This window comes from Agromyces allii (genome assembly GCF_009749385.1).
Lineage (GTDB): Bacteria > Actinomycetota > Actinomycetes > Actinomycetales > Microbacteriaceae > Agromyces > Agromyces allii.
On the sequence record NZ_WBIN01000003.1, the window covers coordinates 250,907 to 275,402 of the forward strand.

Here is a 24,496-nt window from a genome sequence, read left to right on the forward strand (position 1 = left end):
GGGCCGGGTGCTTGACTGGGCACGGACGGGGGTCGACGAACGATCGCCGGCACTGACGGAGGGGGATCCGTGTCCGACAAGCCGAACATCCTGATCATCTGGGGCGATGACATCGGGATCACGAACCTGAGCGCCTACTCGGACGGCCTCATGGGGTACCGCACCCCGAACATCGACCGCATCGCCGACGAGGGGGTGCGGTTCACCGACTACTACGGCGAGCAGAGCTGCACCGCCGGTCGCGCCGCGTTCATCACCGGCCAGAACCCGTATCGCAGCGGGCTCACCAAGGTCGGCATCCCGGGCTCCGATCTCGGACTGCGCGACGAGGACCCGACGATCGCGACCGCGCTCAAGAACCAGGGCTACGCGACAGGCCAGTTCGGCAAGAACCACCTCGGCGACCGCGACGCGTTCCTGCCCACCATGCACGGCTTCGACGAGTTCTTCGGCAACCTCTACCACCTGAACGCCGAGGAGGAGCCCGAGCACCCCGACTACCCGACCGACGAGGAGTTCCCGGGCTTCAGCGAGAAGTTCCGGCCGCGCGGCGTGCTGCACACGTGGGCGAACGGCGACGGCACGCAGCGCATCGAGGACACCGGTCCCCTCACGAAGAAGCGCATGGAGACCGTCGACGAGGAGTTCCGTGATGCGGCGGCGGACTTCATCCGCGCGAAGGCCGACGAGGACACGCCCTTCTTCGTGTGGTTCAACTCGACGCACATGCACTTCCGCACCCACACCAAGCCCGAGAGCAAGGGCAGGGCGGGGCGCTGGCAGTCGGAGTACCACGACACGATGCTCGACCACGACGATGTCGTGGGGTCGCTGCTCGACCTGCTCGACGAGCTCGGCCTCGCCGAGAACACGATCGTCATGTACTCCACCGATAACGGTCCGCACATGAACAGCTGGCCCGACTCGGGCATGACGCCGTTCCGCAACGAGAAGAACTCCAACTGGGAGGGCGCCTACCGCGTGCCCGCGATGGTGCGCTGGCCCGGGCACATCCCGGCGGGCACGGTGCTGAACGGCATCGTCAGCCACAACGACTGGTTCGTGACCCTGCTCGCTGCCGCCGGTGACATCGATGTCGCCGAGCGCCTCGCCGTTGGCGCCGACCTGGCCGGCACCGAGTACAAGGTGCACCTCGACGGCCACAACCAGCTCGACTACATCACGGGCGCCGTCGACGAGAGTCCACGACGGCACTTCTTCTACGTGTCCGACGACGGCGACCTCACGGCCATGCGCTTCGACAACTGGAAGATCGTGTTCCTCGAGCAGCGGGCCGAGGGCACGCTGAACATCTGGGCGGAGCCGTACACGCACCTTCGGGTGCCGCGCCTGTTCAACCTGCGCACCGATCCGTTCGAGCGGGCGATGCAGACCTCGAACACCTACTTCGACTGGTTCCTCGACCGGGTGTTCCTGCTCGTGCCCGCTCAGGCGTACGTCGCGAGGATGCTGCAGTCGCTCGTCGAGTTCCCGGCGCGCCAGAAGCCCGCGTCGTTCACGATCGACCAGGTGCTCGAGAAGCTCGAGTCGGTCAACGGCAACTCGTAGGGCTCGACCGACTCTCGAGATCGTCGAGCGGGTCGCGTGAGGCGGATGTCTCGCGCGGCCCGCTCTCTCGTACGGTTCCGGCCCCCGTGGTCCAGGTCGTAGAGTTTCGGGCACCGACCCGAGGAGACGCCCGTGCCCGACCAGACCGCCCCGATGACGCTCGACGAGATCGACCCGAGCCTGCATGCGGCGCTCGGCAAGGTGCCGAGGCTCAACCTCGAGAACGCGTTCATGCTCGCGCTCATCGGGCGTGCATCGCGGCTGCAGCCGGGAACGACGGTCGACGGGGTCGAACGTCGTGTCGTGCACGACGGCTCGGTTCGGGTGCGCGTGTTCACGCCCGCCGAGGCGAACGGGTCGGCGTTGCTGTGGATCCACGGCGGTGGGCTCGTCATGGGGTCGGCGGCCGGCGACGACCGCTTCTGCGGCGAGACGGCCCGGGTCACCGGCGCGGTCGTGGTCTCGGCCGACTACCGGCTTGCGCCGAAGCATCCGTTCCCCGCGGCGATCGACGACGTGCGCGCTGCGTTCGCGTGGGTGACGGCCCATGCCGGCGAGCTCGGCGTCGACGTCGATCGCATCGCGATCGGCGGTGCCAGTGCCGGGGGAGGGCTGGCCGCGGCGCTCGTGCAGCGCCTGCACGACGAGGGCGAGACGGTGGCCGCGCAGTGGCTGTTCTGCCCGATGCTCGACGACCGAACGGCCGCCGATCGGTCGCACGACGCGCGGAACCACCTCGTCTGGAACAACCGGTCGAACCTCGTCGGATGGCGGTCGTACCTCGGGGCCGAGCCGGGCGCCGCCGAGGCGCCCGCCTACGCCGTGCCGGCGCGCCGCGCCGACCTGTCGGGGCTGCCGCCCGCCTGGCTCACGTGGACCGACCTCGAGCTGTTCGGCGCCGAGGATGCCGCGTATGCCGAGGCGCTCGCCGGAGCGGGCGTCGACGTTTCGTTCGACGTCGTCGGTGCGGCTCCGCACGGGTTCGAGGTGTGGGGTGAGCAGACGGAGCCTGCTCAGCGGCTGTTCGTGGGCGCGCGCGACTGGCTCGCGCGACAGCTCTCGGTGCGCTCAGGTGCGGACGAGGTCGAGAGCCTCCCGCCGGTCGACTAGCGAAGCGCATCGAGACCTGTTTCGGGTGGTCTCGATACGGCGCCGGCGCGCCTACTCGACCGGCCGGGCGAGGTGCGCCAAGTGCGCCGCGAGCTGCTCGGCGACGTCGACGCTCTCGGGGTCGTAGAGCCACTGCAGCTGCAGGCCGTCCCACAGGGCGATGATCCAGGTCGCCTCGAACACCGGGTCGAGGTCGGCGCGAAGTGCGGGCGCCGCCGCCTCGAAGAGCGTCGTGAAGCGGGAGATGCCCCATTCGAAGCGGCGCTCGAAGTAGGCGTGTCCGGGATGCGTCGGGGCCGCCGCCTCGGCCGAGAGCACCGCGTAGAGCTCGATGAGCCCGGGCTCGAGGTCGGCGGCGATGCGTGCGGACTCGGCGAGGCCGTCGAGGGCGTTGAGCGGACCGACGACGGCGGCGAACTCCGAGCGGATGTCGATGGTCGCGTCGCGTCGGGCGATGACGGCGGCGAGCAGCTCCTCCTTGCTCGAGAAGTGGTGCAGCAGGGTCGACTTGCCGATGCCGACCTGGTCGGCGATCTCACGCAGGCTCGTCGCGTGGAACCCGCGGCTCGCGAAGAGCGTCGAGGCGTCGGCGATGATCTGCAGGCGGCGCACGCGGCCGGGCGCGTATCCGACGTCGACCGGGTCGGGCTCGAAGAGGGGGAGTGACGGCGACGCCGGCACGAGCCCCGCGGGCACCGGCTCGCCGCGCAGTTGTGCGAGGTGCGCATCGAGCAGCGTGGGCAGGTCGAACCGGCCAGGCAGGTAGAGGGACATGAGCTGCAGGCCGTCCCACGCGGCCGCGAGGCGGATCGTCTCGCCCATGGCGTCGGTGCCGGGCGGCAGCTCGCCCGCGTCGATCGCGGCCTGGAACAGCACGGAGGAGCGGGCGCGCAGTTCGGCGTGGCGCTCGCGGAAGTGCTCGTGGGCCGGGTGGGCGTCGCTCGTCGCCTCGCCCGCGAGCACCGAGAAGAGCGGCAGGTAGCCCTCGATCTCGGCGTTGCGTCTGGCGACCTCGCCGAACGTGCGCAGGCCGTCGCCGGTCGGCCCGAACTTCGTCTCGAGATCGGCCTCGGTGATGGCGGTGAACTCGGCCACGACCGCCTCGAGGATCTCGTCCTTCGACGCGAAGTGCCGGATCACGCCGGGATGCGAGAGGCCCGCCTCGGTCGCGATGTCGCGCACCGAGACCGCCCCGAATCCGCGCTCGATGAAGAGGCGGGATGCCGCGGCGACGATGTTCGCGCGGGTGCGGGCGGTGGCGGCGGCACGGCTGACGGGCGCAGCCGCGTGCGCCGCGGCATCCGCCGTGATCACCTGCGCCATGCCGCCCCCCGAATCGTCGTCGATCCATCGTCGCACAGCTCGTTACCAGCTGTTCGAAATTCAGTTACCACTTGGACTAGATTCATGTATCCTCGTGCGAGAGCCAAGGACGGCTCGGTTTTCGTGGAAGAAGGAAACTCATGACAGAGTCGTCACTCACCGACACGGTCGCACCCGGCAGCAACCCCGGTGGCAACCTCGGCGACAGCACCGGCGCAGCCGGCCAGACCGGCAAGACGCCCAAGGGGTACATCCCCACGCTCGCGCTGTCGAACTTCGGCCTCTACATGGCCCTGCTCACGCCCGTGCTCGTCTCGCTCGCCTTCAAGGTGCAGCACATCACCGACTCGCCCGAAGCGGCGACCAACGCCCTCGGCCTCATCATGGGCGTCGGCGCGCTCTTCGCGCTCGTCTGCAACCCGCTCGTCGGGCGCCTCTCCGACCGCACCGTGTCGCGCTTCGGCATGCGCCGGCCCTGGATGCTCGGCGGCGTGCTCGTCGGCCTCGCCGCCTTCGCCCTCATCGGCGTCGCGACCGACGTCTGGATCGTGCTCCTCGCCTGGTGCGTCGTGCAGGCCTCGCTGAACGGCGTCATGGCCGCCTCGACCGCGACCGTGCCCGACCAGGTGCCCGTGAACTCGCGCGGCAAGGTCTCGGGCATCATCGGCCTCACGACCCCCCTCGGCATCCTCGGCGGCAGCTTCCTCGTGAACTTCCTCGCCGACGACCTGACCCGCTTCGTGGTGCCCGGCATCATCGCCGCCGTCTTCGTGACGATCTTCGTCTTCGTGCTGAAGGACCGCGTGCTCACCGAGAAGCCCGCCGAGCGCTACGGCGTCAAGGAGTTCTTCGGCTCGTTCGTCTTCAACCCGCGCAAGCACCCCGACTTCGGGTGGACCTGGCTCACGAAGTTCCTCATCATGTTCGGCTACGCCGGCATCGCCACGTTCCTGCCGTTCTACCTCACCGAGCAGTTCGGCCTCAGCGAGCAGGACGCCATCGGCACGATCCTCATGGCGAACCTCGCCTCGATGGCCGCAATGGCGCTCTCGGGCCCGATCGGCGGCATCCTCTCCGACAAGATCGGCAAGCGCCGCCCGTTCGTCGCCGTCGCCGGCGGCGTCATGGTGCTCGGCCTCGTCGTGCTCGCCTTCGCGCCGAGCATCCCGGTGGTACTCGTCGCGCAGGCCATCATCGGCTTCGGCGCCGGCTCGTTCATGTCGGTCGACACCGCCCTCGCGACCCAGGTGCTGCCGAACCAGAAGGACACCGCGAAGGACCTCGGCGTGCTGAACATGGCGAACGCGCTGCCGCAGTCGATCGCCCCGGTCGTCGCGCCCGCGATCATCGCCTTCGGTGCCACCACGTCGCTCGGCGGCTACAGCACCTTCTACCTCTTCGGCGCACTCGTGGCCCTCGCGGGCGCCGTCCTCGTCTACCGAATCAAGGGAGTGAAGTAACACCATGACCGACACCATCGAGACCACGGATGCCGCGGCATCCGCAGACCTGCCCGTCGACTCGACCTACCGCGACGCGTCGCTGCCCGTCGACGAGCGAGTCGAGAACCTGCTCGCCCAGATGACGCTCGAGGAGAAGGCGGGCCTCTTCTTCCAGACCATGATCGCCATGAGCCAGGACGGCGAACTCTCCGAGGCGAACCCGATGTTCGGGCTGCCCTCGAACCACGACCAGGTCATCGGCAAGGGCATGACGCACTTCAACGTGCTCGGCTCCGCGCCGTCGGCCGAGCTCATGGCCAAGTGGCACAACGCCCTGCAGGAGCTCGCCGCGTCGACCCGCCTCGGCATCCCCGTGACGATCTCGACCGACCCGCGCCACTCGTTCAGCGACAACCCCCTCGCGGGCATGCTCTCCGGACCGTTCTCGAGCTGGCCCGAGACCATCGGCCTCGCGGCGATCCGCGACGAGGCGCTCGTCGAGCGCTTCGGCGACATCGCCCGCCAGGAGTACACGGCCGTCGGCATCCGCGTCGCCCTGCACCCGCAGATCGACCTCGCGACCGAGCCGCGTTGGGGCCGCCAGGTCGCGACGTTCGGCGAGGACGCCGAGCTCACGGGCAAGCTGGGCGCCGCCTACATCCGCGGATTCCAGGGCGAGTCGTTCGGGCCGGGCTCGGTCTCGACCATGACGAAGCACTTCCCGGGCGGCGGCCCCCAGATGGACGGTGAAGACGCGCACTTCGAGCACGGCCGCGAGCAGGTCTACCCCGGCGGCGAGTTCGAGCTGCACCTCAAGCCCTTCGAAGACGCCTTCGCGGCCGGCACCCGCCAGATCATGCCGTACTACGGCATGCCCGTCGGCACCGAGTACGAGGAGGTCGGCTTCGGCTTCAACAAGTCGGTCGTCACGGGCCTGCTGCGCGAGCGCTACGGCTTCGAGGGCATCGTCTGCACCGACTGGGGGCTCATCTCCGACGCCGAGATCTTCGGCGAGCCGTTCCCGGCACGTGCCTGGGGCGTCGAGCACCTCACGCCGCGCGAGCGCGTGATCAAGGTGCTCGAGGCCGGCGTCGACCAGTTCGGCGGCGAGGCGATTCCCGAGCTGCTCGTCGAGCTCGTCGAGGCCGGCGAGATCAGCGAGGAGCGCCTGGACGTCTCGGCGCGCCGCCTGCTGCGCGAGAAGTTCGTGCTCGGCCTCTTCGACCAGCCGTTCGTCGACGTCGAGCACGCGGCTCGCGTCGTCGGCTCCGACGAGTTCGTCGCCGCGGGCGAGGCCGCCCAGCGCGCCTCGATCACGGTGCTCACGAACACGGTGACGGATGCCGGTGCGCCGACGCTGCCCCTCGCGCGCGGTCTTCGCCTCTACGTCGAGGGCATCGCGCCCGAGATCGCCGCCGAGTACGGCACCGTCGTCGAGACCCCGGCCGAGGCGGATGTCGCGGTGATCCGCACGCACGCCCCCTTCGAGGTGCGCTCGTCGACGTTCGAGAACTTCTTCCATCAGGGGTCGCTCGACTTCACGGAGGAGGCCGTCGCGCACCTCTGCGAGGTCGCGGCCGCCGTGCCGACCGTGATCGACGTGCACCTGGACCGCCCGGCGATCCTCACGCCGTTCATCGACGAGGCGGCCGCCGTCGTGGGCAACTACGGCGCCAGCGCGCGCGCCGTGCTCGACGTGCTGACGGGCGCCGTCGCGCCCCTCGGCAAGCTGCCGTTCGACCTGCCGTCGAGCATGGCCGCCGTCGAGGCGAGCCGTGAAGACGTGCCGTTCGACACGAAGGACCCGCTGTTCCGCTTCGGCCACGGGCTCAGCCTGTAGGAGCGACTCGACGACGAACGCCCGCCCGGAGACCCGGGCGGGCGTTCGCCGTCCCGTCGCGGCATCCGCTCGCCTCCGGGTCGCCGATCTCTGCGCCGCCGCCACCCGTGCGGCTTCGCTAGAGCTTGCGCCGGGTGTCGGGGTTCGGCACCGACACACCGGGCGCAGGCGGCGAGACGACCAGCTCGGGCGCCTTCGTCACCATGAGCCACACCGGCAGCACGATGAGGCAGAGCGGCGCGAGCACCGTCGTGTCGCCGACGATCGCCGCACCGATGAACAGCGCGATCCAGCCGTCGCGGGTCGCCGCGAGCACGATGCCCATGACGCCGCACGCGACCGCGAGCGCGATCGGCAGGTCGGGGATCACCGCGGCGCCGAACAGTCCGAGCGCGGTGCCGACGAAGACGACCGGGAAGATGCGGCCACCGCGGAATCCGGCACTCGCGGCGACCAGCATCGCGACGACCTTGATGCCCGTGAACGCCGCGAGCTGACCCGGAGAGTACGCGCTCGGATCCTTCAGCAGCTCGCCCGTCTGCTCGAGCCCCTTGAAGAGGGTGATCGGCCCTCCGAGGATGCCGAGCACGCCGAGCACCATGCCGCCGAGCGTCGTGAAGATGATCGGGTTCCGCAGCGCGTGGAACGCCCGGTGCAGGTGCGGGAACACCCAGGCCGCCGCGATGCCGAGCAGGGCGGATGCCGCGGCCACGACGAGCCCCGTCAGAAGGTAGATCGGCTCCAGCGTGCCCATCGGCTCGAGCTCGAACGACATCTTCGAGCCGCCGAGCAGGTCCATGGTCGCCGCGCCCGCCCCCGCGGAGGCCAACGGCAGGAACAGGCGGTCCCAGAGCGATCCGCCGGTCTTCATCGCGCCGACCAGGCCCGTGAACACGAGTGCGGCGGCCACCGGCGTGCCGAAGAGGGCGCCGATCGTGCCGGCGATCGCCAGTGCGGCGATCAACTGCTGCGGCACCCTCGCCGCGCGCGCGAGCAGCGCCATCGACAGCGCGGCGTTGATCGCGATGATCGGGTTCTCCGGGCCGAGGCTCACGCCGCCCGCGAGGCTCAGCGTGACCACGATCACGAGGGACGGGAGGGCCTTGAGCCCCGGGAAGGGGCCGTTCAGCTCGGTCGTCGCCGAGTCCTGCCCGGCGTGGCCGGGAACCAGCCAGACCACGGCGCCGATGGCGGCGCCCGTCAGGGTCAGCACCGTGAAGATCCACCACGGGGTCGCCTCGTCGGCGCCGAACGAGGCGGGCAGGGTGGTCCACAGGAACCCCTCGAGCAGCTCGGCGAGGCTGCTCACGGTCCACAGCACCAGCGCGGAACCGATGCCGATCGCGACGGCCGGAACCGACAGCACGATGAGCTGTTTCACGCTCGGCCCGGTCGCCCCCAGTGCGCCGCCCGGCTCAGGCGCCCCCGCACCCGCTCCGCTCGGCCCGCTTTCCCCAGGTTCGCTCACGTCGCCCTCCCCGCGTCAGGCCCATCCTGCCCGACACCCGCCCGCCGGCGCGAGAGCGACGCCCGAATCGAACGGGGCCCGAATCGAGCGGCGACGGATGCCGCGGCGCGGCGCCCGCGGCATCCGCTCAGGTCATTCGGGCGAGCCGAACCCGGCGAGGTCGATCTCGACGACGACCGGCGGCCCCTCGCGGTAGTCGCCGAAGCGGGCCCAGTCGAGGCGAACGAGCACGAGCTCGAACTCGGTCCTCGCGAGCGATTCGGCGAACCACGGGAACGCCTCGCCGTAGGCCGCTGCGGCGCGGGCATCCTCGTCGCCGCCTTGCGCGAGCACCTCGGCCGTGCCCTGCACCTGCAACGTCGTCTTGTCGGAGCCCCCGACGACGACCGCGATGCGGGGATCGCGGCGCAGGTTCGCGATCTTGCGCGAACCGCCGCGGGCGTTGAACACGAGCTCGCCGCGATCGGTGGCGGTGATGCTGAGGTAGGCGGCCTGCGGTGCGCCGTCGGGTCCGAGCGTGCTTACGACGGCGTCGCCGTTCGCGCGGACGTGGGCGATCAGCTCGGAGCGGTCCATACGGGCATCGTACGACGGCCGCTTGTCGGCCCGGGGCTCGCGGAGGGTAGCCTGAGATGGTTCAGACCGATCCTCGGGGGAGGGGTTCGTCGATGCAGACCCGAAATGCATCCCGGCGCTCGCGCGTCGCCAAACGCGTCACCGGCGGGGTGATCGCGCTCGCGGGCGCGGCGCTCGTGGTGGCATCGATCCCATCGGCGTTCGCCGTGCAGGTCGACGGCAACACGCCGCTCGACGCGTGCCTCGGCGACGCCTGCCCCGACGTCTGGCCCGAGCCGAACAACGGCGGGGTGACCGGGTTCGACGACGGCGTCAACGTCTTCGTCGGCGGCGACCTCACCACCGGTCCGAGTGCGGCCGAGACCGAGGGCAACCTCGTGGTGCTCGGCGACGCCTCGTTCGATCGGGGCGGTGGCGCCTACAACGTCGGCGTCGCCGGCGTCGGGTCGCGCGTGCCACCGCCGAGCGGCTCGACCATGCTCACCGTCGGCGGAGACCTGACCATCGCCGACGGCACGTCGCTCATCGTCGGCGGGGACACCGGGTTCCCCGACTTCACGCCCATCGTCGGCAACGTCGAGTACGGCGGAACGCTCACCGGCACCCCGTCGGTCGTCACTGGGGCGACCGTCGCGCAGGGCGACGGGGCCTCGGCCTTCGCCGAGCGCGTGGCCAACGTGACGTCGCTCTCGCAGTGCTTCGCCGACCTCCCCGACACCGGCACCGTGACCACGGCCGACGGCCTGACCTCGTTCACGGGCGACGGCGTGAGCGACCCGCAGGTGTTCACGATCGAGGGAACCCTCGGCAACGACCAGGTCGCGATCACGGGAGTCGACGTGCAGGCCGGTGCCCATGTCGTCATCAACGTCACGGGGGACGTCACATTCGCCAACGTGAACAGCTGGTTCATCGAGGGCGTGAACACGTTCGACCCCGACATCACGCAGCTCATCGTCACGAACTTCCCCGATGCGACGACGGTCGAGATCACGGGCGGCGCCCAACTGCCCGGGTCGATCCTCGTGGGCAACCCCGCCAGCACGACCACGATCTCCATCGCGGGCACGAACGGTCGCGTCGAGGTCGCCGGCGATCTCGTGCACCGCTCGCCGACGGGCAGCCAGACCGGTGTCGAGATGCACGCCTACCCGTTCAGCGGCGAGTGCGACGTCATCCCTCCCACGACCACGACGGCCCCGCCGACGACCACGGCCCCGCCGACCACCGCACCGCCGACGAGCCCGCCGCCCACGACGGACGCCCCGACCACTCCGCCGGCGACGCCGACGGTCGGGCCGACGGCCTCGCCGACGACGACTCCCGCGCCCGGCCCCGCCGGGCTCGCGCAGTCGGGCTCGCCCGCCGGAGCCATGATGGCGATCGGGGCGGTGCTCATCGGCGCCGGCATGGTGACGGTGCTCACGACGCGACGACGCCGCGCCTGACACCTGCTGCCGATCACGCTGGCCGGCGACCGCTCGTGAGCGCAGGCGTGGACTCGGTCGTGACCAGTGCGCCGCCGCTGCCCGCCGCTGGCTCCGCCGACCGGATCTGACACGCAGCTCCCGGTTGCGGCGGGGAGGTCAGCCCTGCGAGTCGGTCGCGGACTCCGGCAGCGGATCGATGAGCGTCGGGTCTGCCGGGTCGACGGCTCGGGAGTTGTTGACCCGGCGGTCGACCTCGTAGACCGAGATGGTCGACGCGACCTTGTCGGACTCGGCCGCCAGTTGGTCGACCATGCGCGCCTTGCCGCCCTCGTCGAGCTTGGCCGGGTCGAGGTACTCGCCCCAGAAGTCGGCCTCGAGGAACACGGGCATGCGATCGTGCACCTCACCCGAGGCGTCCTTCGCCTCGCGCGTGATGATCGAGGTCGAGACGTGCCACTCGTCGTCGACCTTGCGCACCGTGTAGATGCCGGCGGCGGCGAGCAACGGCTGGTCGCCGTGGAGGAACCAGGCGCGCTTCTTGCCCGGCTCGCCCGTCCACTCGTAGTAGCCGCGCATCGGCACGAGGCACCGCGACGACGCGAACGCGCCCTTCCAGAGGCCGTTCGTGGCGACGGTCTCGATGCGCGTGTTGAACTGCGGCCGCTTCGCGTCTTTCAGGAACGGCGGATGGAAGTTCCAGGCCGCGGCGTCGAGCCTGCGCGTGATCTCGCCGGTGTCGCGATCGGCACGTTCGCGCACGATCGGGATCACCTCGGTCGGGGCGATCGAGTACTGCGGCCGCCAGTCTCTGTAGTCGCCACCGGCCGCGACGAACTCCTGGATCAGCTCGTCGACCTTTGCGTCATTCGCGAAGCGCCCGCACATGCGCCCAGTCTGCACCCGTCCGCCGACATCGGCGGGGGTCGTGTTCTGCGACGGCTGTCAGCGGACGGGAGCAGACTTGAACCCGTGATCGCGGAACATGCCATGACGTGGACCCCGCGGCATCCGACCGACCTCGCCCGGACCGTCGGCGTGCTGCGGCGCGGCGCCGGCGACCCCACGTTCCACCGGGGCGCCGACGGCTCGTTCTGGCGCACCACCCGCACCACCTCGGGAGTCGCGACGGTGCGGTACTCGCAGGTCGGCGCCGTCGAGCTCCGTGTGCAGGCTTGGGGTCCGGGCGCTGCCGACGCGGCCGCCGAGGCACCGGTCGTGCTCGGCGAGGGCGACGATCCGGCGTCGTTCGACCCGATCATCCCGTTGCTCGCCGAGGCGCACCGACGGATTCCGGGTCTGCGCATGCTGCGCACCGGCCGCGTGATCGAGTCGCTCGTGCCCGCGATCCTCGAGCAGAAGGTCATCACGCTGCAGGCCCACGACTCGTGGCGGGCGCTCGTGCATCGGTTCGGCGATGACGCACCCGGCCCGGTCCCGTCAGGGCTCGCGCGCCCGATGAAGGTCGCTCCCACGGCCGAGGTCTGGCGACGGATCCCGTCGTGGGAGTGGCACCGCGCCGGCGTCGATCCGCAGCGCTCGCGCACGATCGTGAACGCGGCCCGGTACGCCGCGCGTCTCGAAGAGGCGAGCGGCATGAGCCCTGCGGATGCCGCGGCGCGCCTCATGCTCATGCCCGGCGTCGGCGTGTGGACCGCCGCCGAGGTCGCCCAGCGCGCCTTCGGCGACCCCGACGCGCTCGCCGTCGGCGACTACCATCTCGCGAACTACCTGGGCCACGCGCTCTGGGGCCGCGACATGACCGACGACGAGATGGTCGAGGCCATGGCTCCATGGGCCGGACATCGCCAGCGCGTGGTGCGGCTGCTCGGCGCGGCCGGCGTCGCCGGCCGGCCCAAGCGCGGCCCGCGCATGCCTTTCGTCGACCACCGCGCGCGCTGACCCGCTGGCTGGCGCTGGGTGCGCGGACATGCGGTCCCGCTCCCGCGCCCGCTGAATCCCGTGCTCCGGATCCGGCTGATTCCGCGCCCGCAGCGAGTGTTCCCCCGCGTTGATATGCCAGTTCCGCCTCAACGATGAGGCGGAACTGGCATTTCGATTCGGAACGCTCTTGGGTTTGGGTTCGGGGTTGGCATGCGAGTGAGTGAGCGGGGAGTCGGCAGGCGGTGTGGTGGCGCGGAGTAGGCGGGGCTCGGGGGATCCGGTGCTCCGGGATCCGAGGTTCCGACGTCCCGGGGGATACGCTGAGCGTCGCCGCGGCGCCGCGCCGCGGCATCCGCCCGTGTTCCGTCCGAGAGGATGCCGATGCCCCGCTTCGACCTGTCGCCCGCCGACCTGCGCGTCTACCGCCCCGAGGTCGCCGAGCCGGCCGACTTCGACGAGTTCTGGCGCGCGACGCTCGCGGAGTCGCGGGCGCTCGCCGAGGTTCCGCGGCTGACGCGCGTCGACGCCGGGCTGGTCACGGTCGAGGTGTACGACGTCGAGTTCAGCGGGTTCGGCGGCGACCCCGTCGGCGGGTGGTTCGTCGTGCCGGCGGGGGCCGCGGCATCCGCACCGCTGCCGGCGATCGTCGAGTTCAACGGGTACGGCGGGGGTCGGGGCCTGCCGCACGAGCGCCTCGCGTGGGCGAGCGCGGGGTACGCGTACTTCCTCATGGACACGCGCGGGCAGGGCAGCGTGTGGGGCACGGGCGGCACGACGCCCGACCCGCACGGCACCGGTCCGTCGACGCCGGGGTTCATGACGCGGGGCATCCTCGATCCGGCGACCTATTACTACCGGCGCGTCTTCACCGACGCGGTGCTCGCGATCGACGCCGTGCGCTCGCTCGCGCAGGTCGACGTCGACCGGGTGAGCGTGAGCGGCGGAAGCCAGGGCGGCGGCATCGCGATCGCGGCGGCCGGGCTCAGCGAGGGGCTGGTCGGCGCCATGCCCGAAGTGCCGTTCCTCTGCCACTTCGAGCGCGCCGTCGGCCTCACCGACCGCGACCCGTACCAGGAGATCGTGCGGTACCTCTCGGTGCATCGGGATGCCGCAGCAACCGCCTTCGAGACGCTCTCGTACTTCGACGGCGTGAACTTCGCCGCCCGGGCGACCGCGCCGGCGCTGTTCTCGGTCGCGTTGATGGATCCGGTGTGCCCGCCGTCGACGGTGTTCGCCGCGCGCAATCGGTGGGGTGCGGATGCCGCGGCCGACGCCGGGGCTCCCGTCGCCGACATCGTCGAGTACGCGTTCAACGAGCACGAGGGCGGGGCCGGGGCGCACTGGCCGAGGCAGGCGGCGTGGCTGGCCGAGCGCCTGGCCGAGCGCCTGGCCGAGCGACCGGGAGCCTAGCCCGCGTCGCGCGCCGCATCGCCGCCGGCGCGGGCGGCCGTGTGCACGGCGTCCCACTCGACGAGCGGCTGGAGCAGCTCGATCAACTGGAGCCCCGAGGCGCTCGGCGTGTAGGTGATGGTCACGGGCGTCGTCGCCTTCACGTGGCGCTCGATCACGCCCTCGGCTTCGAGCTCCTTGAGCCTGGCTGCGAGCAGCCGGTCGGAGATACCGTCGACGGTGGCGCGGTATTCGCTGAACCGGCGGGCGCCGCGCACGCCGGCGAGCAGGATCGCGCCGTTCCACTTGCGCCCGGCGAACTCGACCGAGCGCTGGAAGCGGCGGCAGGCCGCCTCGTCGATGTGCCCGAACTGCTCGAGCCGCGCGCGGTGGGCGGCGAGGTCGTCGCCGAGGACGGGGGCGTGCTCGGCACCGCCGTCGGCCCCGGCCGCGAGGTCGGCGGAGCTGGAGACGTTCGCCGCGACATCCGATTGACTAACCATAAGTAAGCAGCTTACCAGCGATTGCGTTCGCCTCGCCCGGTGCGAGAGGCTCGAGAGCGCGACACGACGGGAGCACCATGCACTACGGACACGACCTGCAGTTCGGAACCTTCATCACCCCGAGGAACGACCCGCCGCAGGCGGCCGTGCGCCTGGCCGAACTCAGCGAGGCATCGGGCTACGACCTCGTGACGTTCCAGGACCACCCGTACCAGCCGGCGTTCCACGACACGCAGACGCTGCTCACCTGGGTCGCCGCGCGCACCGAGCGCATCCACGTCGCCGCGAACGTCGCGAACATGCCGCTGCGACCGCCGGCCGTGCTCGCCCGGGCCGCGGCGAGCCTCGACCTGCTCTCGGGCGGGCGATTCGACCTCGCGCTCGGTGCGGGCGGCTTCTGGGACCCGATCGCCGCGATGGGCGGCGTCAAGCTCACGCCCGGGCAGGCGGTCGACGCCCTCTCGGAGGCGATCGACGTGATCCGCGGCACGTGGGACGTCGACGAGCACGCCCGGTTCGTGGTCGACGGCACGTACCACCACGTGAACGGCGCGAAGCGCGGCCCGGCGCCCGCCCACAACATCCCGATCTGGATCGGCGCCCTGAAGCCGCGCATGCTGCGCCTCATCGGCCGCAAGGGCGACGGCTGGCTGCCCTCGCTCGGCTACCTGCAGCCCGGCGACCTCGAGCGCGGCAACCGGACGATCGACGAGGCCGCGCTCGCCGCGGGCCGCGACCCCCGCGAGATTCGCCGCCTGCTGAACATCGGCGGTCGGTTCACGAGCGGGCGCGGCGGCGGCGCGGGCGGCGGGGCCGGGCGCGCAGGCGTCAAGGCGACGAGCTTCGACGGCCCCGCCGAGCAGTGGGTCGAGCAGTTGCTCCCGTACGTGCTCGAGGACGGCATCGGCACGTTCATCCTCGCGAGCGACGACCCCGGCACCATCGTGCACTTCGGCGAGGAGGTCGCCCCCGCGCTGCGCGAAGCGGTCGCGGCCGAGCTCGGTCACGCGGGTTCGGGCGCGGGCGACGGCGGCGCACAGGGCGCGACGACGGATGCCGCGGGCGGCCGCATCGTCGCCGCCGCCGGCCAGGTGCGCAGCTCGGCCGTGCGTGCGAAGCGCCGCGACGGCATCGACTACGAGGCCGTGCCGCCGTCGCTCGCGGCGCATGCGATCGAGCCGGGCGACGCGGGCTACTCGCGCGTGAAGTCGACGTACATGCGCGGCGGCTCGCCGGGCATCGTGCTGCAGCCGGGCGACCCCGAGGAGGTCGCCGAGGCGCTCGCGTTCGCGCGCCGCCACCCCGACGTGCCGTTCGGCGTGCGCAGCGGCGGACACGGCATCAGCGGTCGTTCGACGAACGACGGCGGCATCGTGCTCGACCTCTCGCGCCTGAACACGATGCGCGTGCTCGACGCCGACCGGCGGCTCGTGCGCGTCGAGGCGGGCGCCCGGTGGATGGACGTCGCCGCGTTCCTCTCGCCGCACGGCTGGGCGCTGAGCTCGGGCGACTACGGGGGAGTCGGCGTCGGCGGGCTCGCGACGGCCGGCGGCATCGGCTGGCTCGTGCGCGAGCACGGCCTCACCATCGACCACGTGCGGGCCGTCGAGCTCGTGCTGGCCGACGGGTCGATCGTGCGGGCCGACGCCACGCAGCATCCGGATCTCTTCTGGGCCGTGCGCGGCGCGGGCGCGAACATCGGTGTGGCGACCGCCTTCGAGTTCGAGGTCGACGAGGTCGGCGAGGTGGGCTTCGCGCAGCTCGCGTTCGACGCGAGCGACACCGCCGGGTTCCTGCAGGCGTGGGGCGACTGGGTCGTCGACTCGCCTCGCGACCTCACGAGCTTCCTGCTCATGGGCGGCCCGCGCCCCGGCCAGCCGCCCGTAGCGCAGGTCATGGCCGTGATCGACTCGAACGACCCCGACACGATCCTCGCCCGGCTCCAGCCGCTCGCCGAGGTCGCCCCGCTCGTCGGGCAGGAGGTGCGGCTCACCACGTACGAGGCCGTCATCTCGAACGCGTCGGATGCCGCGCACGCCGGACAGGGCGAGCCGATGGCCAAGTCCGGACTCATCGGCCGCATCACGCCCGAGTTCGCCCGCGACGCGGCCGCGTTCCTCGAGAGCGGCGCGACGTACTTCTTCCAGATCCGCGCGGCCGGCGGTGCCGTGCACGACGTGCCGGCGGATGCCACGGCCTACGGCCACCGCGAGGCGGAGTTCTCGGTCTCGGCCATGGGCTCGCCGCGGCACGGGACGCGCGAGCTGTGGAACGAGCTCATGGCCCCGCACATGTCGGGCGCCTACCTGAGCTTCGAGACCGAGCAGGGCCCCGAGCAGCTCGCCGCCGCCTACCCGCCCGCCACGCTCGAGCGCCTGCGCGAGATCAAGCGGCGCGTCGACCCCGACAACCTCTTCCGCGACAACGCGAACATCGCGTAGGCGCCGCGCCGCGGCATCCGCCCCTCCCGACGAGAATGAGGGCGCCGGATGCCGCGGGCCGTCGAACTTCCGATCGATGTCCTGCTTCGGCCGGCCGAATAGGCTCGGAGGCAGAAGAAACGAGGGTCGATGGATCTCGAACCGATGCTCCTGAAGCTCGACCGCATCGCGGGAGGTCGCGACGCGGGCGTGAAGGCCGATCCCGAACTCGTCGCGCACCCGCGCACCAGGCGGGCGTTCGTCTGGATCACCTGGCTGCTCGCCGTCGAGGTGCTGATCGGGCTGGCGGCGCTCGTCGTCGCCTTCGTGCTGTTCGCGAACGGAGTGGTGCTCGCGTTCCCGGTGTGGATGCGCATCTTCATCGTGCTCGCCATGACCGTCACGCTGTTCTACTTCGCGTGGCGGGCTCAGCGCGGCTACCGCTGGGCCTATTCGCGGCTGCGGCTGTTCAGCAAGATCTTCCCGGTGGTCACGCTCGTCATGGCGGCGATCCCGGGCCTCTTCCCGTTCTGGATGGTGACCGAGCAGATCGTGTTCAGCCTGATCCTGATCGGCGTCGCCGACTTCCTCGACAGCGACCACATGCGCGCGGTGTTCCGCAAGCCCGAGGCCGTCTGAGGGTTCCGGGCGGGCGACGGATGCCGCGGCATCCGCTCACTCCATGGTGTCGAGGATCGCGGTGAGCTGCTCGAACGTGGTCAGCGGGTTCACGATCGCGAAGCGCGTGTTCGGGCGGCCGAGGTGCGAGCTCGGGGTGACGAACGCGAGCTGGTCGTCGAGGAGCTTGGCCGACCAGGCGGCGTACTGCTCGCGGGTCCAGCCGTCGCGCTCGAAGACCACGACCGAGAGCTGCGGGTCGCGCACGAGCGAGAAGCCCGGGCGGCGACGGATCTCGGCGGCGATGTCCTGGGCGAGCTGCAGCGACGAGCCGATCGCCTCGCGGTAGGCGCCGCCGCCGTAGGTCGCGAGCGAGAACCACATGGGCAGTCCGCGGGGGCGTCGCGTGAGGTGGATCGCGTAGTCGGAGGGGCTCCACTCCGCCGTCTCGGTGAGCGTGTCGAGGTACTCGGCGTGCTGCGTGTGCGCCGCGCGGCCGCGGTTCGGGTCGCGGTAGATGAGCGCGCACGCGTCGAACGGCGCGAAGAGCCACTTGTGCGGGTCGACGATGACCGAGTCCGCGCGCCCGACGCCCTCGAACCGGTCGCGGGCGAGCGGCGAGAGCATCGCGGCGAGCCCGTAGGCGCCGTCGATGTGCAGCCAGAAGTCGTAGTCGTCCTTCAGCGCGGCGATCGAGGCGACGTCGTCGACGATGCCGAAGTTCGTGGAGCCGCCGGTGGCGACCACGGCGAAGACGGATGCCCCGTGCTCCTCGAGCGCGTCGCGCACCGCCTCGCCGCGCAGCTGCCCGTCGGGCCCGGGCGAGACCTTCACGATGTCGACGTCCATGACGCGCGCGGCCGACGCGATCGAGGAGTGCGCCTCGGCGCTGCAGACGACCTTCCAGCGAGGGGCGGATGCCGCGGGGTCGGTCTCCGCGAGACGGGCGCGGGCCGCCTCGCGGGCGGCGACGAGCGCCGAGAGGTTGCCGAGCGTGCCGCCCTGCACGAACACGCCGCCGGCGCCCGCCGGGAGCCCGAACTCGTTGGAGAGCCAGCGCAGCACCTCGTTCTCGGCGTGCACGGCGCCCGAGCCCTCGAGCCATGAGCCGCCGTAGATCGCGGAGGCCGAGACGACGAGGTCGAACGCCGACGCGGCGTTCGTCGGCGCGATCGGGATGAAGGAGAGGTACTGCGGGTGGTCGGTCGTGATGCAGGCCGGGGCGAGCACGTGCTCGAAGATCGCGAGCGCCCGGCGGGCGCCGATGCCCTGCTCGTCGATCGTGCGACCGGCGAGGCGGTTGAGCTCGGCGGGGGAGAAGGGCTTGTCGAGCGGGGTGTCCTCGGAGAGCATGCGGCGGCGCGAGTAGTCGAGCACGAGGTCGACGATCGCCTCGGTCTCATCGGTGAACGCGTGCATGCGGGTCGGGTCGGCCGGTGCCGAACCGGGGGCGATGCGGTGGTCGGTGTTCATGGTGCTTCCCTTTCTGAGTCGCACGGGGGTTCGGCGAGCTAGGAGCAGCGTCGCACACACGCCCAGCATTGTGCAAAAACGCGCGCGAGAACGGAATCCGCAGCACTTTTCTTGTGTTTCAGGTCGATCGACTGAATGAAAGTGCGCGTTGCGGCGCAGTTTTGCGCAGCGTGTTTCGAGGCGGAATGCACGCGGCATCCGTGGCATCCCTGATCCGGAAGGTGCACGATGAGCGTAGAACGCCACATGAGAGAACCTCAAGGAGAACGTCGCAAGGAGAGGATGTGCGCCATGCCGCTCGTCATCGGCGGAGTCGAACTGCACCTCGGGCCGACCTCGGTCGGCGGCCCCGACGACCTCGACCTCGCCATACGCGAGTTCCTCGCCGGCGCCAAGCACACGCTCGCGATCGCCGTGCAGGAGGTCGACTCGCGCCCGATCGCCGAGGCCATCGTCGACGCCACCAAGCGCGGCGTGCGCGTGCGCCTCATCCTCGAGGGCGACTACCTCACCGAGGACAAGGCGATCGCCGACCCGTGGAACACCGCGGGCGCCCACGACGAGAACCGGTTCCTGCTCGCCGCTCTGCTGAAGTCGCGGGTCGACGTGGTCAGCGACCTGAACCCCAAGATCTTCCACCAGAAGTTCATCGTGCGCGACGCGGGCGAGGCGACGGCGGCCGTGCTCACCGGGTCGACGAACTTCACGCGCACCGACACCGGCACCAACGCGACATCCGGACCGGGCAAGGGGCAGAACCTCAACCACGTGGTCGTGCTGCGCGGAAAGAAGCCGGCGGCCGACTACCTCGTCGAGTTCGAGCGCATGCGCTCCGGCACGTTCGGCGACCTGCACGAGCGCGTCGAGCCCAAGCCGTCGGAGTTCGGGCTGCCCGCCGTGCGCGTGAAGCCGCTCTTCGCCCCGAGGCACGGCCCCGAGATGGAGATCATGAAGCAGATGCTGAAGGCGAAGACCTCGATCGACTTCGCGATGTTCACGTTCGCGCAGTCCTCGGGCATCGACGACACGATGATCCGGCTGCGGCCGCTCGTGGCCCGCATGCGCGGCGTGCTCGACCGGGGGCAGGGCGCGGCGAAGTGGGCCGCGACGAAGGGGCTCGCCGGCGGGGCCGTCGAGCTCTACACGACGAAGCTCGGCACGGGCGTGCGCAAGCTGCACCACAAGCTCATGGTCATCGACGAACGCGTGCTCATCGTCGGCAGCTTCAACTACACGGCACCGGCCAACACCCTGAACGACGAGAACATCGTCGTCATCGGCGATCTCGAAGAGCCGGAGGGCACCCCGACGGATGTCGCGCAGCGGGCGCTCGCGACCTACGCGCTCACCGAGATCGACCGCATCATCGACGAGCTCGCCGAGCCGATCGTCGTGTGAGTGCTCCTCCCCGGAGAACGGATGCCGCGACCCGTCGCCGCGCTGTGGACGCCTCCCGAATGCCGTAGCCGACCCTGAATAGACTGCGCGGATGGCGTCCACGTGGAGTGAACAGTCGGCGGCCTACCTCACCGCCACGAACGAGTGCCCGCGATGCAGAGCGGCACTCGCCTCGGCGGTGTGCGCGAACTGCCATGCAGACCTGCGCGGGCCCGAGGCCATCGCGGTCCACGAGGTCTCGCAGCGGGCGGCGTCGGCGCTGCTCGAGCGCGAGCGACTGATCGGCGCGCTGCCGACGGCGGTTGCTCCGGCGGCTGCATCGGCCGCGCCGGTTGCCCCGGCTGCTGCGCCTGCTGCGGCAACGCCGGTCGCGGCGTCGGCAGCCGTCGCTCCCGTCGCGGCCGCTGTTTCAGCCGCTGCGCCGACGGCTGCGCCTGCTGGCGCGCACGCCCCCGCGCCGACGAGCGGGCCCTTCGCTTCCGCGCCTGCCGGCGTGGCCGGCCCGCCCGCGGCATCCGCACCCCGCCCCGAGAGCCAGACGAGCGTGCAGTCGGTGCTCGCGGTGGCCGGCGCCGGCCTCTTCGCCGTGGCCGCGATCGTCTTCACGTTCCTCAACCCCGAGATCACGCAGGTCGTGCGCACGCTCGTGACGATCGGCGTCACGGTCGTGTTCCTGGTGGTCGCGTGGCTGCTGCGGGTGCGGGGGGTGCTGTTCTCGGCCGAGGCCATCGGCGCGCTCGGCATGGTGTTCGTCGCGCTCGACGTGCAGGCGCTCGCCGAGGTCGCGCCGCCGGGGGTGAGCGGGTGGGTGTTCGCCTCGCTCGGCACGTTCGTCGCCTCCGCGATCATGCTCGCCGTGAGCCTCGCCACGCGCATGCGCACGTGGTTCTGGTCGGCCCTCGTCGGGCTCGTGCTCACGCCCGTGTTCCTCGGGTACTCCACCGGGGCGTCCGACTTCGGGTTCGCCTGGGCGCACGTCGCGGCGGCCGCGGTGGCGCTCGCGGCCAACCTGCTCGTGCCGCGGGCGGCTGCGCGGTTCGGCGGCGGGCTCCGCACCGAGCGCGTGACGCTGACCGTGCTGCAGCTCGTCGCGACCGCCATCGTGCTCGTGCAGGTGCCGTTCCTCGGCAACACCCCCGAACGCGAGGTCGGGCGCATCCTGCTGCTGCTCGCGCTCGGCGCCTGCGCGCTCGTCGCGGTCGGCACCGGTGCCCGGCGCTTCTGGAGCGCCTTCGGCGGCGTGCTGTGCGCGAGCGCCGTGACGATCACGCCGCTCCTGCTCGTCGACCTGCTCGCCGACTCCACCTGGCAGATCACGCTCATCCCGCTCGCGGCCGCGGTCGCGCTCGCGCTCGCGTCGTTCGTGCCGAGCATCGGCGGCATGCTCGCGCAACCGCTTCGCGCCGGCGCGCTGGGCGTGCTGCTCGCGAGCGCGACCGTGGGCTTCACCATGACCCTCATGGCCCTGATGCGGGTGGTCGTGGTGTTCGCCTCCTCGATGCCCGAGCCCGGCCGCGGCACCGAGCTGTTCAGCGACTCAGGCCTGTACACCGAAGTCGCGTCGACCTACGCGCTCGCGGCCCTGCTCGGACTCGTCGCCGCATCGATCGGCATCGGGGTGCTCGCCTGGCGCTCGCGGGTCGACCATCGACGCGGGCTCGGCACCTGGACCGGCACCGGTTTCGCGGCGGTCGCACTGTGGGTCGCCGGTCTCGCGGTGCTGCAGTTCATCGCCTGGCCCGCGCTGCTCACCGTGACGCAGGTCGGCCTCGGCATCGGGGTCGCCGTGCTCGCCGCGCTCGCGCTCGTCGTTCCGGCCTCGCCGCTGTCGCGGGCGGGCCTCGCGGTGCGGGCGCCGTTCATCGTCGCCGCCCACGCGGCCCTGCTCGAGGCCGCGCTGCTCAGCTGGGCCGATGCGGCGATCACGGTGCCGCTCGGCGCGGTCATCGTCGTGGCGCTGCTGCTCGTCGGGCGCACCGTGCCGGTTCCGTTCCGTGTGGTGCACCTCGCGATCGCCTACGCCTACGCGCTCGTCCTGCTCGCCACGGCGCTCGGCCGTGCGGGCGTCGAGACCGTCGCCGTGCTCTGCCTCACCACCACGACCGCCGCGCTCGTCGCGCTCGCCGCGACCCTCGTGCGCCGCGTCGACGCGCGCTCGTGGTACGCGATCCTCGTGGTCACCCTCGTGCCGTTCCTCGTGGGCATCGTCACGGTGCTCGTCGAGCGCAGCGGATGGACCGCGCTGTCCACCGCCGTCATCGCCGCGCTCGCCGTGGCCCTCGTCTTCACGCGGCGCCCCGGGCTCAACCGGTTCGTGCGCTCGGCCGCTGCGGCGCTGATCGTGCCGGCGCTCTCGGTCGTGGTCGTCTGCCTCGGCGCTGCGACGCTCGCCACCAGCGGGTCGCCGGTCGCCCTGCCGATCATCGCCGCGCTCGTCGCCGTCGCGCTGCCGCTCACCGTCGTGCTCGAGCGCACCATGCTGCGCGACGAGATTCCCGCAGCGGATGCCGCATCCGCCCGTCTCTGGTTCGAGGTCGGCGCCCTCGTGTCGGCCGCCGTCACCGTGCTGCTCGCCCTCGTGCGCGACGCCGCCGGGCTGGGCACGACGGCGGTCGTGCTCGTCGTGCTCGGACTCGGCGCCGCGGCGGTTCGCGTGGTCGCCGGTCGTCGCTACGGCTGGTGGCTCGCGGCCGCGAGCTGGACCGGCGCGCTCTGGTGCGTCTGGGCCATCCAGGGCGTCGCCGTCATCGAGCCGTACACCCTGCCGCCGGCCGTCGCCGCCATCACGGTATCGACGATCCTCATCGCGCGTCGCGGCCGAGGGCGTGCGCTGCTCGCCAGTGGACTCGCCGTCGCCGTGCTGCCGTCGCTCGTCGCGCTCGCGGCCCTCGGCTCCGAATCCGATGTGGCGCCGTGGCGAACGCTCGGGCTGCTGGGCGGGGCGATGCTCCTGCTCGGTGCCGGAGCCGTGCTCTCCCTCGGATCGGGCGAGCGCATGCGCCGACTGCGCACGGTGCGTCCGCTGGTGTTCGCGACGGCGATCGTCGCGGCGTCCGCCGGTGCGATCCAGGGCGTGCGGTGGGCGCTCGGCGCCGACGCGGCCACGTGGACCACGCCGGTCATGGGCCAGGTGCTGGCCGTGGCGGTGATCGCCGCGGTGATCGCCGGTCTCGGTGCGGTCGGCATCGACGCCTCAGCCCTGTCGACCGGCCCCGGGTCGGCCGCCGCGAACGCGGATGCCGATGCCGTCACCGGGTTCCTCACCGCGAACCGCTGGGTCGGCGCCCCCGCGTTCGTCTACCTCGCGCTCGGGCCGATCTTCGCGACGCAGCGCGACTGGTTCTCGATCTGGACCCTCTGGGGCCTCATGGCCGTGCTGCTCGTCACGGCGGTCGTGTTCGTCGCCCGCGACCGAACGCGCGAACCCGTGCTTCCGCCGTTCTGGTTCGTCTACGCCCTGGCGTGGGCGGCGGGCGTCTCGGGCTGGAGCCAGCGCGACCTGCGAGTCGAGACGTTCTCGCTGCCGCTCGGCCTCGCGGTGCTCGTCGCGGGCATCCTGTGCCTGCGCCCTCGCCCCGAGTGGCGCGCGCCGAAGGCCTCGCTCGACTCCTGGCCGGTCGGCTTCCGCGGGTCGTGGCGGCTGCTCGCGCCCGGCATCGTCCTCACGCTGCTGCCCTCCGTGCTCGCCACGGCTACCGACCCGCAGCTCTACCGCCCGATCATGGTGATCGCGTTCGCGCTCGTGCTGATCCTCGTGGGCTCGGCGCGCAAGCTCGCGGCGCCGTTCATCCTCGGACTCGTGGTGCTGCCGATCGAGAACATCGTGGTGTTCGCCGCGCAGATCGACCGCACGGTCGGCGCGATGCCGTGGTGGATCACCCTCGCGACCGCGGGTGCCGTGCTGCTCGCGATCGCCGTCGGCGCCGAACGCAAGACCACCCAAGGTCGCGGCGTCGCCGCCCGCCTGCGCGAGCTCGAGTAGGCGGGGTCGGGCGGCCACCGGGTGGCCGTGCGGTGTCCGTTCGGGTTCCCCGCACGGCGCCCGCGCGTGGCTGG

Annotated in this window: 17 protein-coding genes; 11 read left to right on the plus strand and 6 right to left on the minus strand. The window is 71.6% G+C overall.

Annotation, left to right across the window (positions count from 1 at the left end; genetic code table 11):
* Window positions 1–69 precede the first annotated feature (69 nt).
* The gene (locus tag GQR16_RS05870; protein WP_157414201.1) at window positions 70–1,569 is read left to right on the plus strand and encodes an arylsulfatase; all 1,500 of its coding nucleotides are present in this window, start codon (window positions 70–72) and stop codon (window positions 1,567–1,569) included.
* Window positions 1,570–1,701: 132 nt separating this feature from the next.
* The gene (locus GQR16_RS05875; RefSeq protein WP_246200561.1) at window positions 1,702–2,679 is read left to right on the plus strand and encodes an alpha/beta hydrolase fold domain-containing protein; all 978 of its coding nucleotides are present in this window, start codon (window positions 1,702–1,704) and stop codon (window positions 2,677–2,679) included.
* 51 nt (window positions 2,680–2,730) lie between these two features.
* On the opposite strand, the gene GQR16_RS05880 is transcribed toward GQR16_RS05875, so the two are convergent.
* Window positions 2,731–4,002 (minus strand): TetR/AcrR family transcriptional regulator, encoded by a 1,272-nt coding sequence (locus tag GQR16_RS05880; RefSeq protein WP_157414202.1) that lies wholly within the window; start codon window positions 4,000–4,002, stop codon window positions 2,731–2,733.
* A 140-nt stretch (window positions 4,003–4,142) separates the two neighbouring features.
* On the opposite strand from GQR16_RS05880, the gene GQR16_RS05885 reads away from it, so the two are divergent.
* Window positions 4,143–5,462 (plus strand): MFS transporter, encoded by a 1,320-nt coding sequence (locus tag GQR16_RS05885; protein WP_157414203.1) that lies wholly within the window; start codon window positions 4,143–4,145, stop codon window positions 5,460–5,462.
* Window positions 5,463–5,466: 4 nt separating this feature from the next.
* The gene (locus GQR16_RS05890) at window positions 5,467–7,284 is read left to right on the plus strand and encodes a glycoside hydrolase family 3 protein (protein WP_157414204.1); all 1,818 of its coding nucleotides are present in this window, start codon (window positions 5,467–5,469) and stop codon (window positions 7,282–7,284) included.
* Window positions 7,285–7,402: 118 nt separating this feature from the next.
* On the opposite strand, the gene GQR16_RS05895 is transcribed toward GQR16_RS05890, so the two are convergent.
* A complete protein-coding gene (locus GQR16_RS05895) occupies window positions 7,403–8,665 on the minus strand; it encodes an ion channel protein (protein ID WP_246200563.1) in 1,263 nt (420 codons plus the stop codon).
* A gap of 219 nt (window positions 8,666–8,884) precedes the next feature.
* On the minus strand, window positions 8,885–9,328 hold the full coding sequence (locus GQR16_RS05900; RefSeq protein WP_170298423.1) for a pyridoxamine 5'-phosphate oxidase family protein: 444 nt from the start codon (window positions 9,326–9,328) through the stop codon (window positions 8,885–8,887).
* Between the two features lie 92 nt (window positions 9,329–9,420).
* Here GQR16_RS05900 and GQR16_RS05905 point away from each other — a divergent pair, with 92 nt between their 5' ends.
* The gene (locus tag GQR16_RS05905; RefSeq protein WP_170298424.1) at window positions 9,421–10,776 is read left to right on the plus strand and encodes a choice-of-anchor A family protein; all 1,356 of its coding nucleotides are present in this window, start codon (window positions 9,421–9,423) and stop codon (window positions 10,774–10,776) included.
* A gap of 138 nt (window positions 10,777–10,914) precedes the next feature.
* Here GQR16_RS05905 and GQR16_RS05910 read toward each other — a convergent pair whose 3' ends face one another.
* Window positions 10,915–11,643, minus strand: coding sequence for an SOS response-associated peptidase (locus GQR16_RS05910; protein ID WP_157414207.1), 729 nt, complete (start codon window positions 11,641–11,643; stop codon window positions 10,915–10,917).
* Between the two features lie 84 nt (window positions 11,644–11,727).
* Between GQR16_RS05910 and GQR16_RS05915 the strand changes: the two genes are divergently transcribed.
* Entirely contained in the window at window positions 11,728–12,657 is a 930-nt protein-coding gene (locus GQR16_RS05915; protein ID WP_246200565.1) for a DNA-3-methyladenine glycosylase family protein, read from the plus strand.
* Between the two features lie 363 nt (window positions 12,658–13,020).
* Complete coding sequence (locus tag GQR16_RS05920) at window positions 13,021–14,049, plus strand: acetylxylan esterase (RefSeq protein ID WP_157414208.1); 1,029 nt, start codon at window positions 13,021–13,023, stop codon at window positions 14,047–14,049.
* Here GQR16_RS05920 and GQR16_RS05925 read toward each other — a convergent pair.
* On the minus strand, window positions 14,046–14,531 hold the full coding sequence (locus GQR16_RS05925) for a winged helix-turn-helix transcriptional regulator (protein WP_157414209.1): 486 nt from the start codon (window positions 14,529–14,531) through the stop codon (window positions 14,046–14,048). The genes GQR16_RS05920 and GQR16_RS05925 overlap by 4 nt on opposite strands.
* 77 nt (window positions 14,532–14,608) lie before the next feature.
* Here GQR16_RS05925 and GQR16_RS05930 point away from each other — a divergent pair, with 77 nt between their 5' ends.
* Together GQR16_RS05930 and GQR16_RS05935 are read left to right on the plus strand one after the other, a co-directional pair.
* Window positions 14,609–16,972 (plus strand): LLM class flavin-dependent oxidoreductase, encoded by a 2,364-nt coding sequence (locus GQR16_RS05930; protein ID WP_157414210.1) that lies wholly within the window; start codon window positions 14,609–14,611, stop codon window positions 16,970–16,972.
* A 129-nt stretch (window positions 16,973–17,101) separates the two neighbouring features.
* Entirely contained in the window at window positions 17,102–17,590 is a 489-nt protein-coding gene (locus GQR16_RS05935; RefSeq protein ID WP_157414211.1) for a hypothetical protein, read from the plus strand.
* Between the two features lie 36 nt (window positions 17,591–17,626).
* Here GQR16_RS05935 and GQR16_RS05940 read toward each other — a convergent pair whose 3' ends face one another.
* Window positions 17,627–19,042: a pyridoxal phosphate-dependent decarboxylase family protein gene (locus GQR16_RS05940; RefSeq protein ID WP_157414212.1), complete on the minus strand. Its 1,416-nt coding sequence runs from the start codon at window positions 19,040–19,042 to the stop codon at window positions 17,627–17,629.
* A gap of 291 nt (window positions 19,043–19,333) precedes the next feature.
* Here GQR16_RS05940 and GQR16_RS05945 point away from each other — a divergent pair, with 291 nt between their 5' ends.
* Window positions 19,334–20,440: a phospholipase D-like domain-containing protein gene (locus tag GQR16_RS05945; protein ID WP_170298425.1), complete on the plus strand. Its 1,107-nt coding sequence runs from the start codon at window positions 19,334–19,336 to the stop codon at window positions 20,438–20,440.
* A 91-nt stretch (window positions 20,441–20,531) separates the two neighbouring features.
* On the plus strand, window positions 20,532–24,422 hold the full coding sequence (locus GQR16_RS05950; RefSeq protein ID WP_157414214.1) for an SCO7613 C-terminal domain-containing membrane protein: 3,891 nt from the start codon (window positions 20,532–20,534) through the stop codon (window positions 24,420–24,422).
* Window positions 24,423–24,496 lie beyond the last annotated feature (74 nt).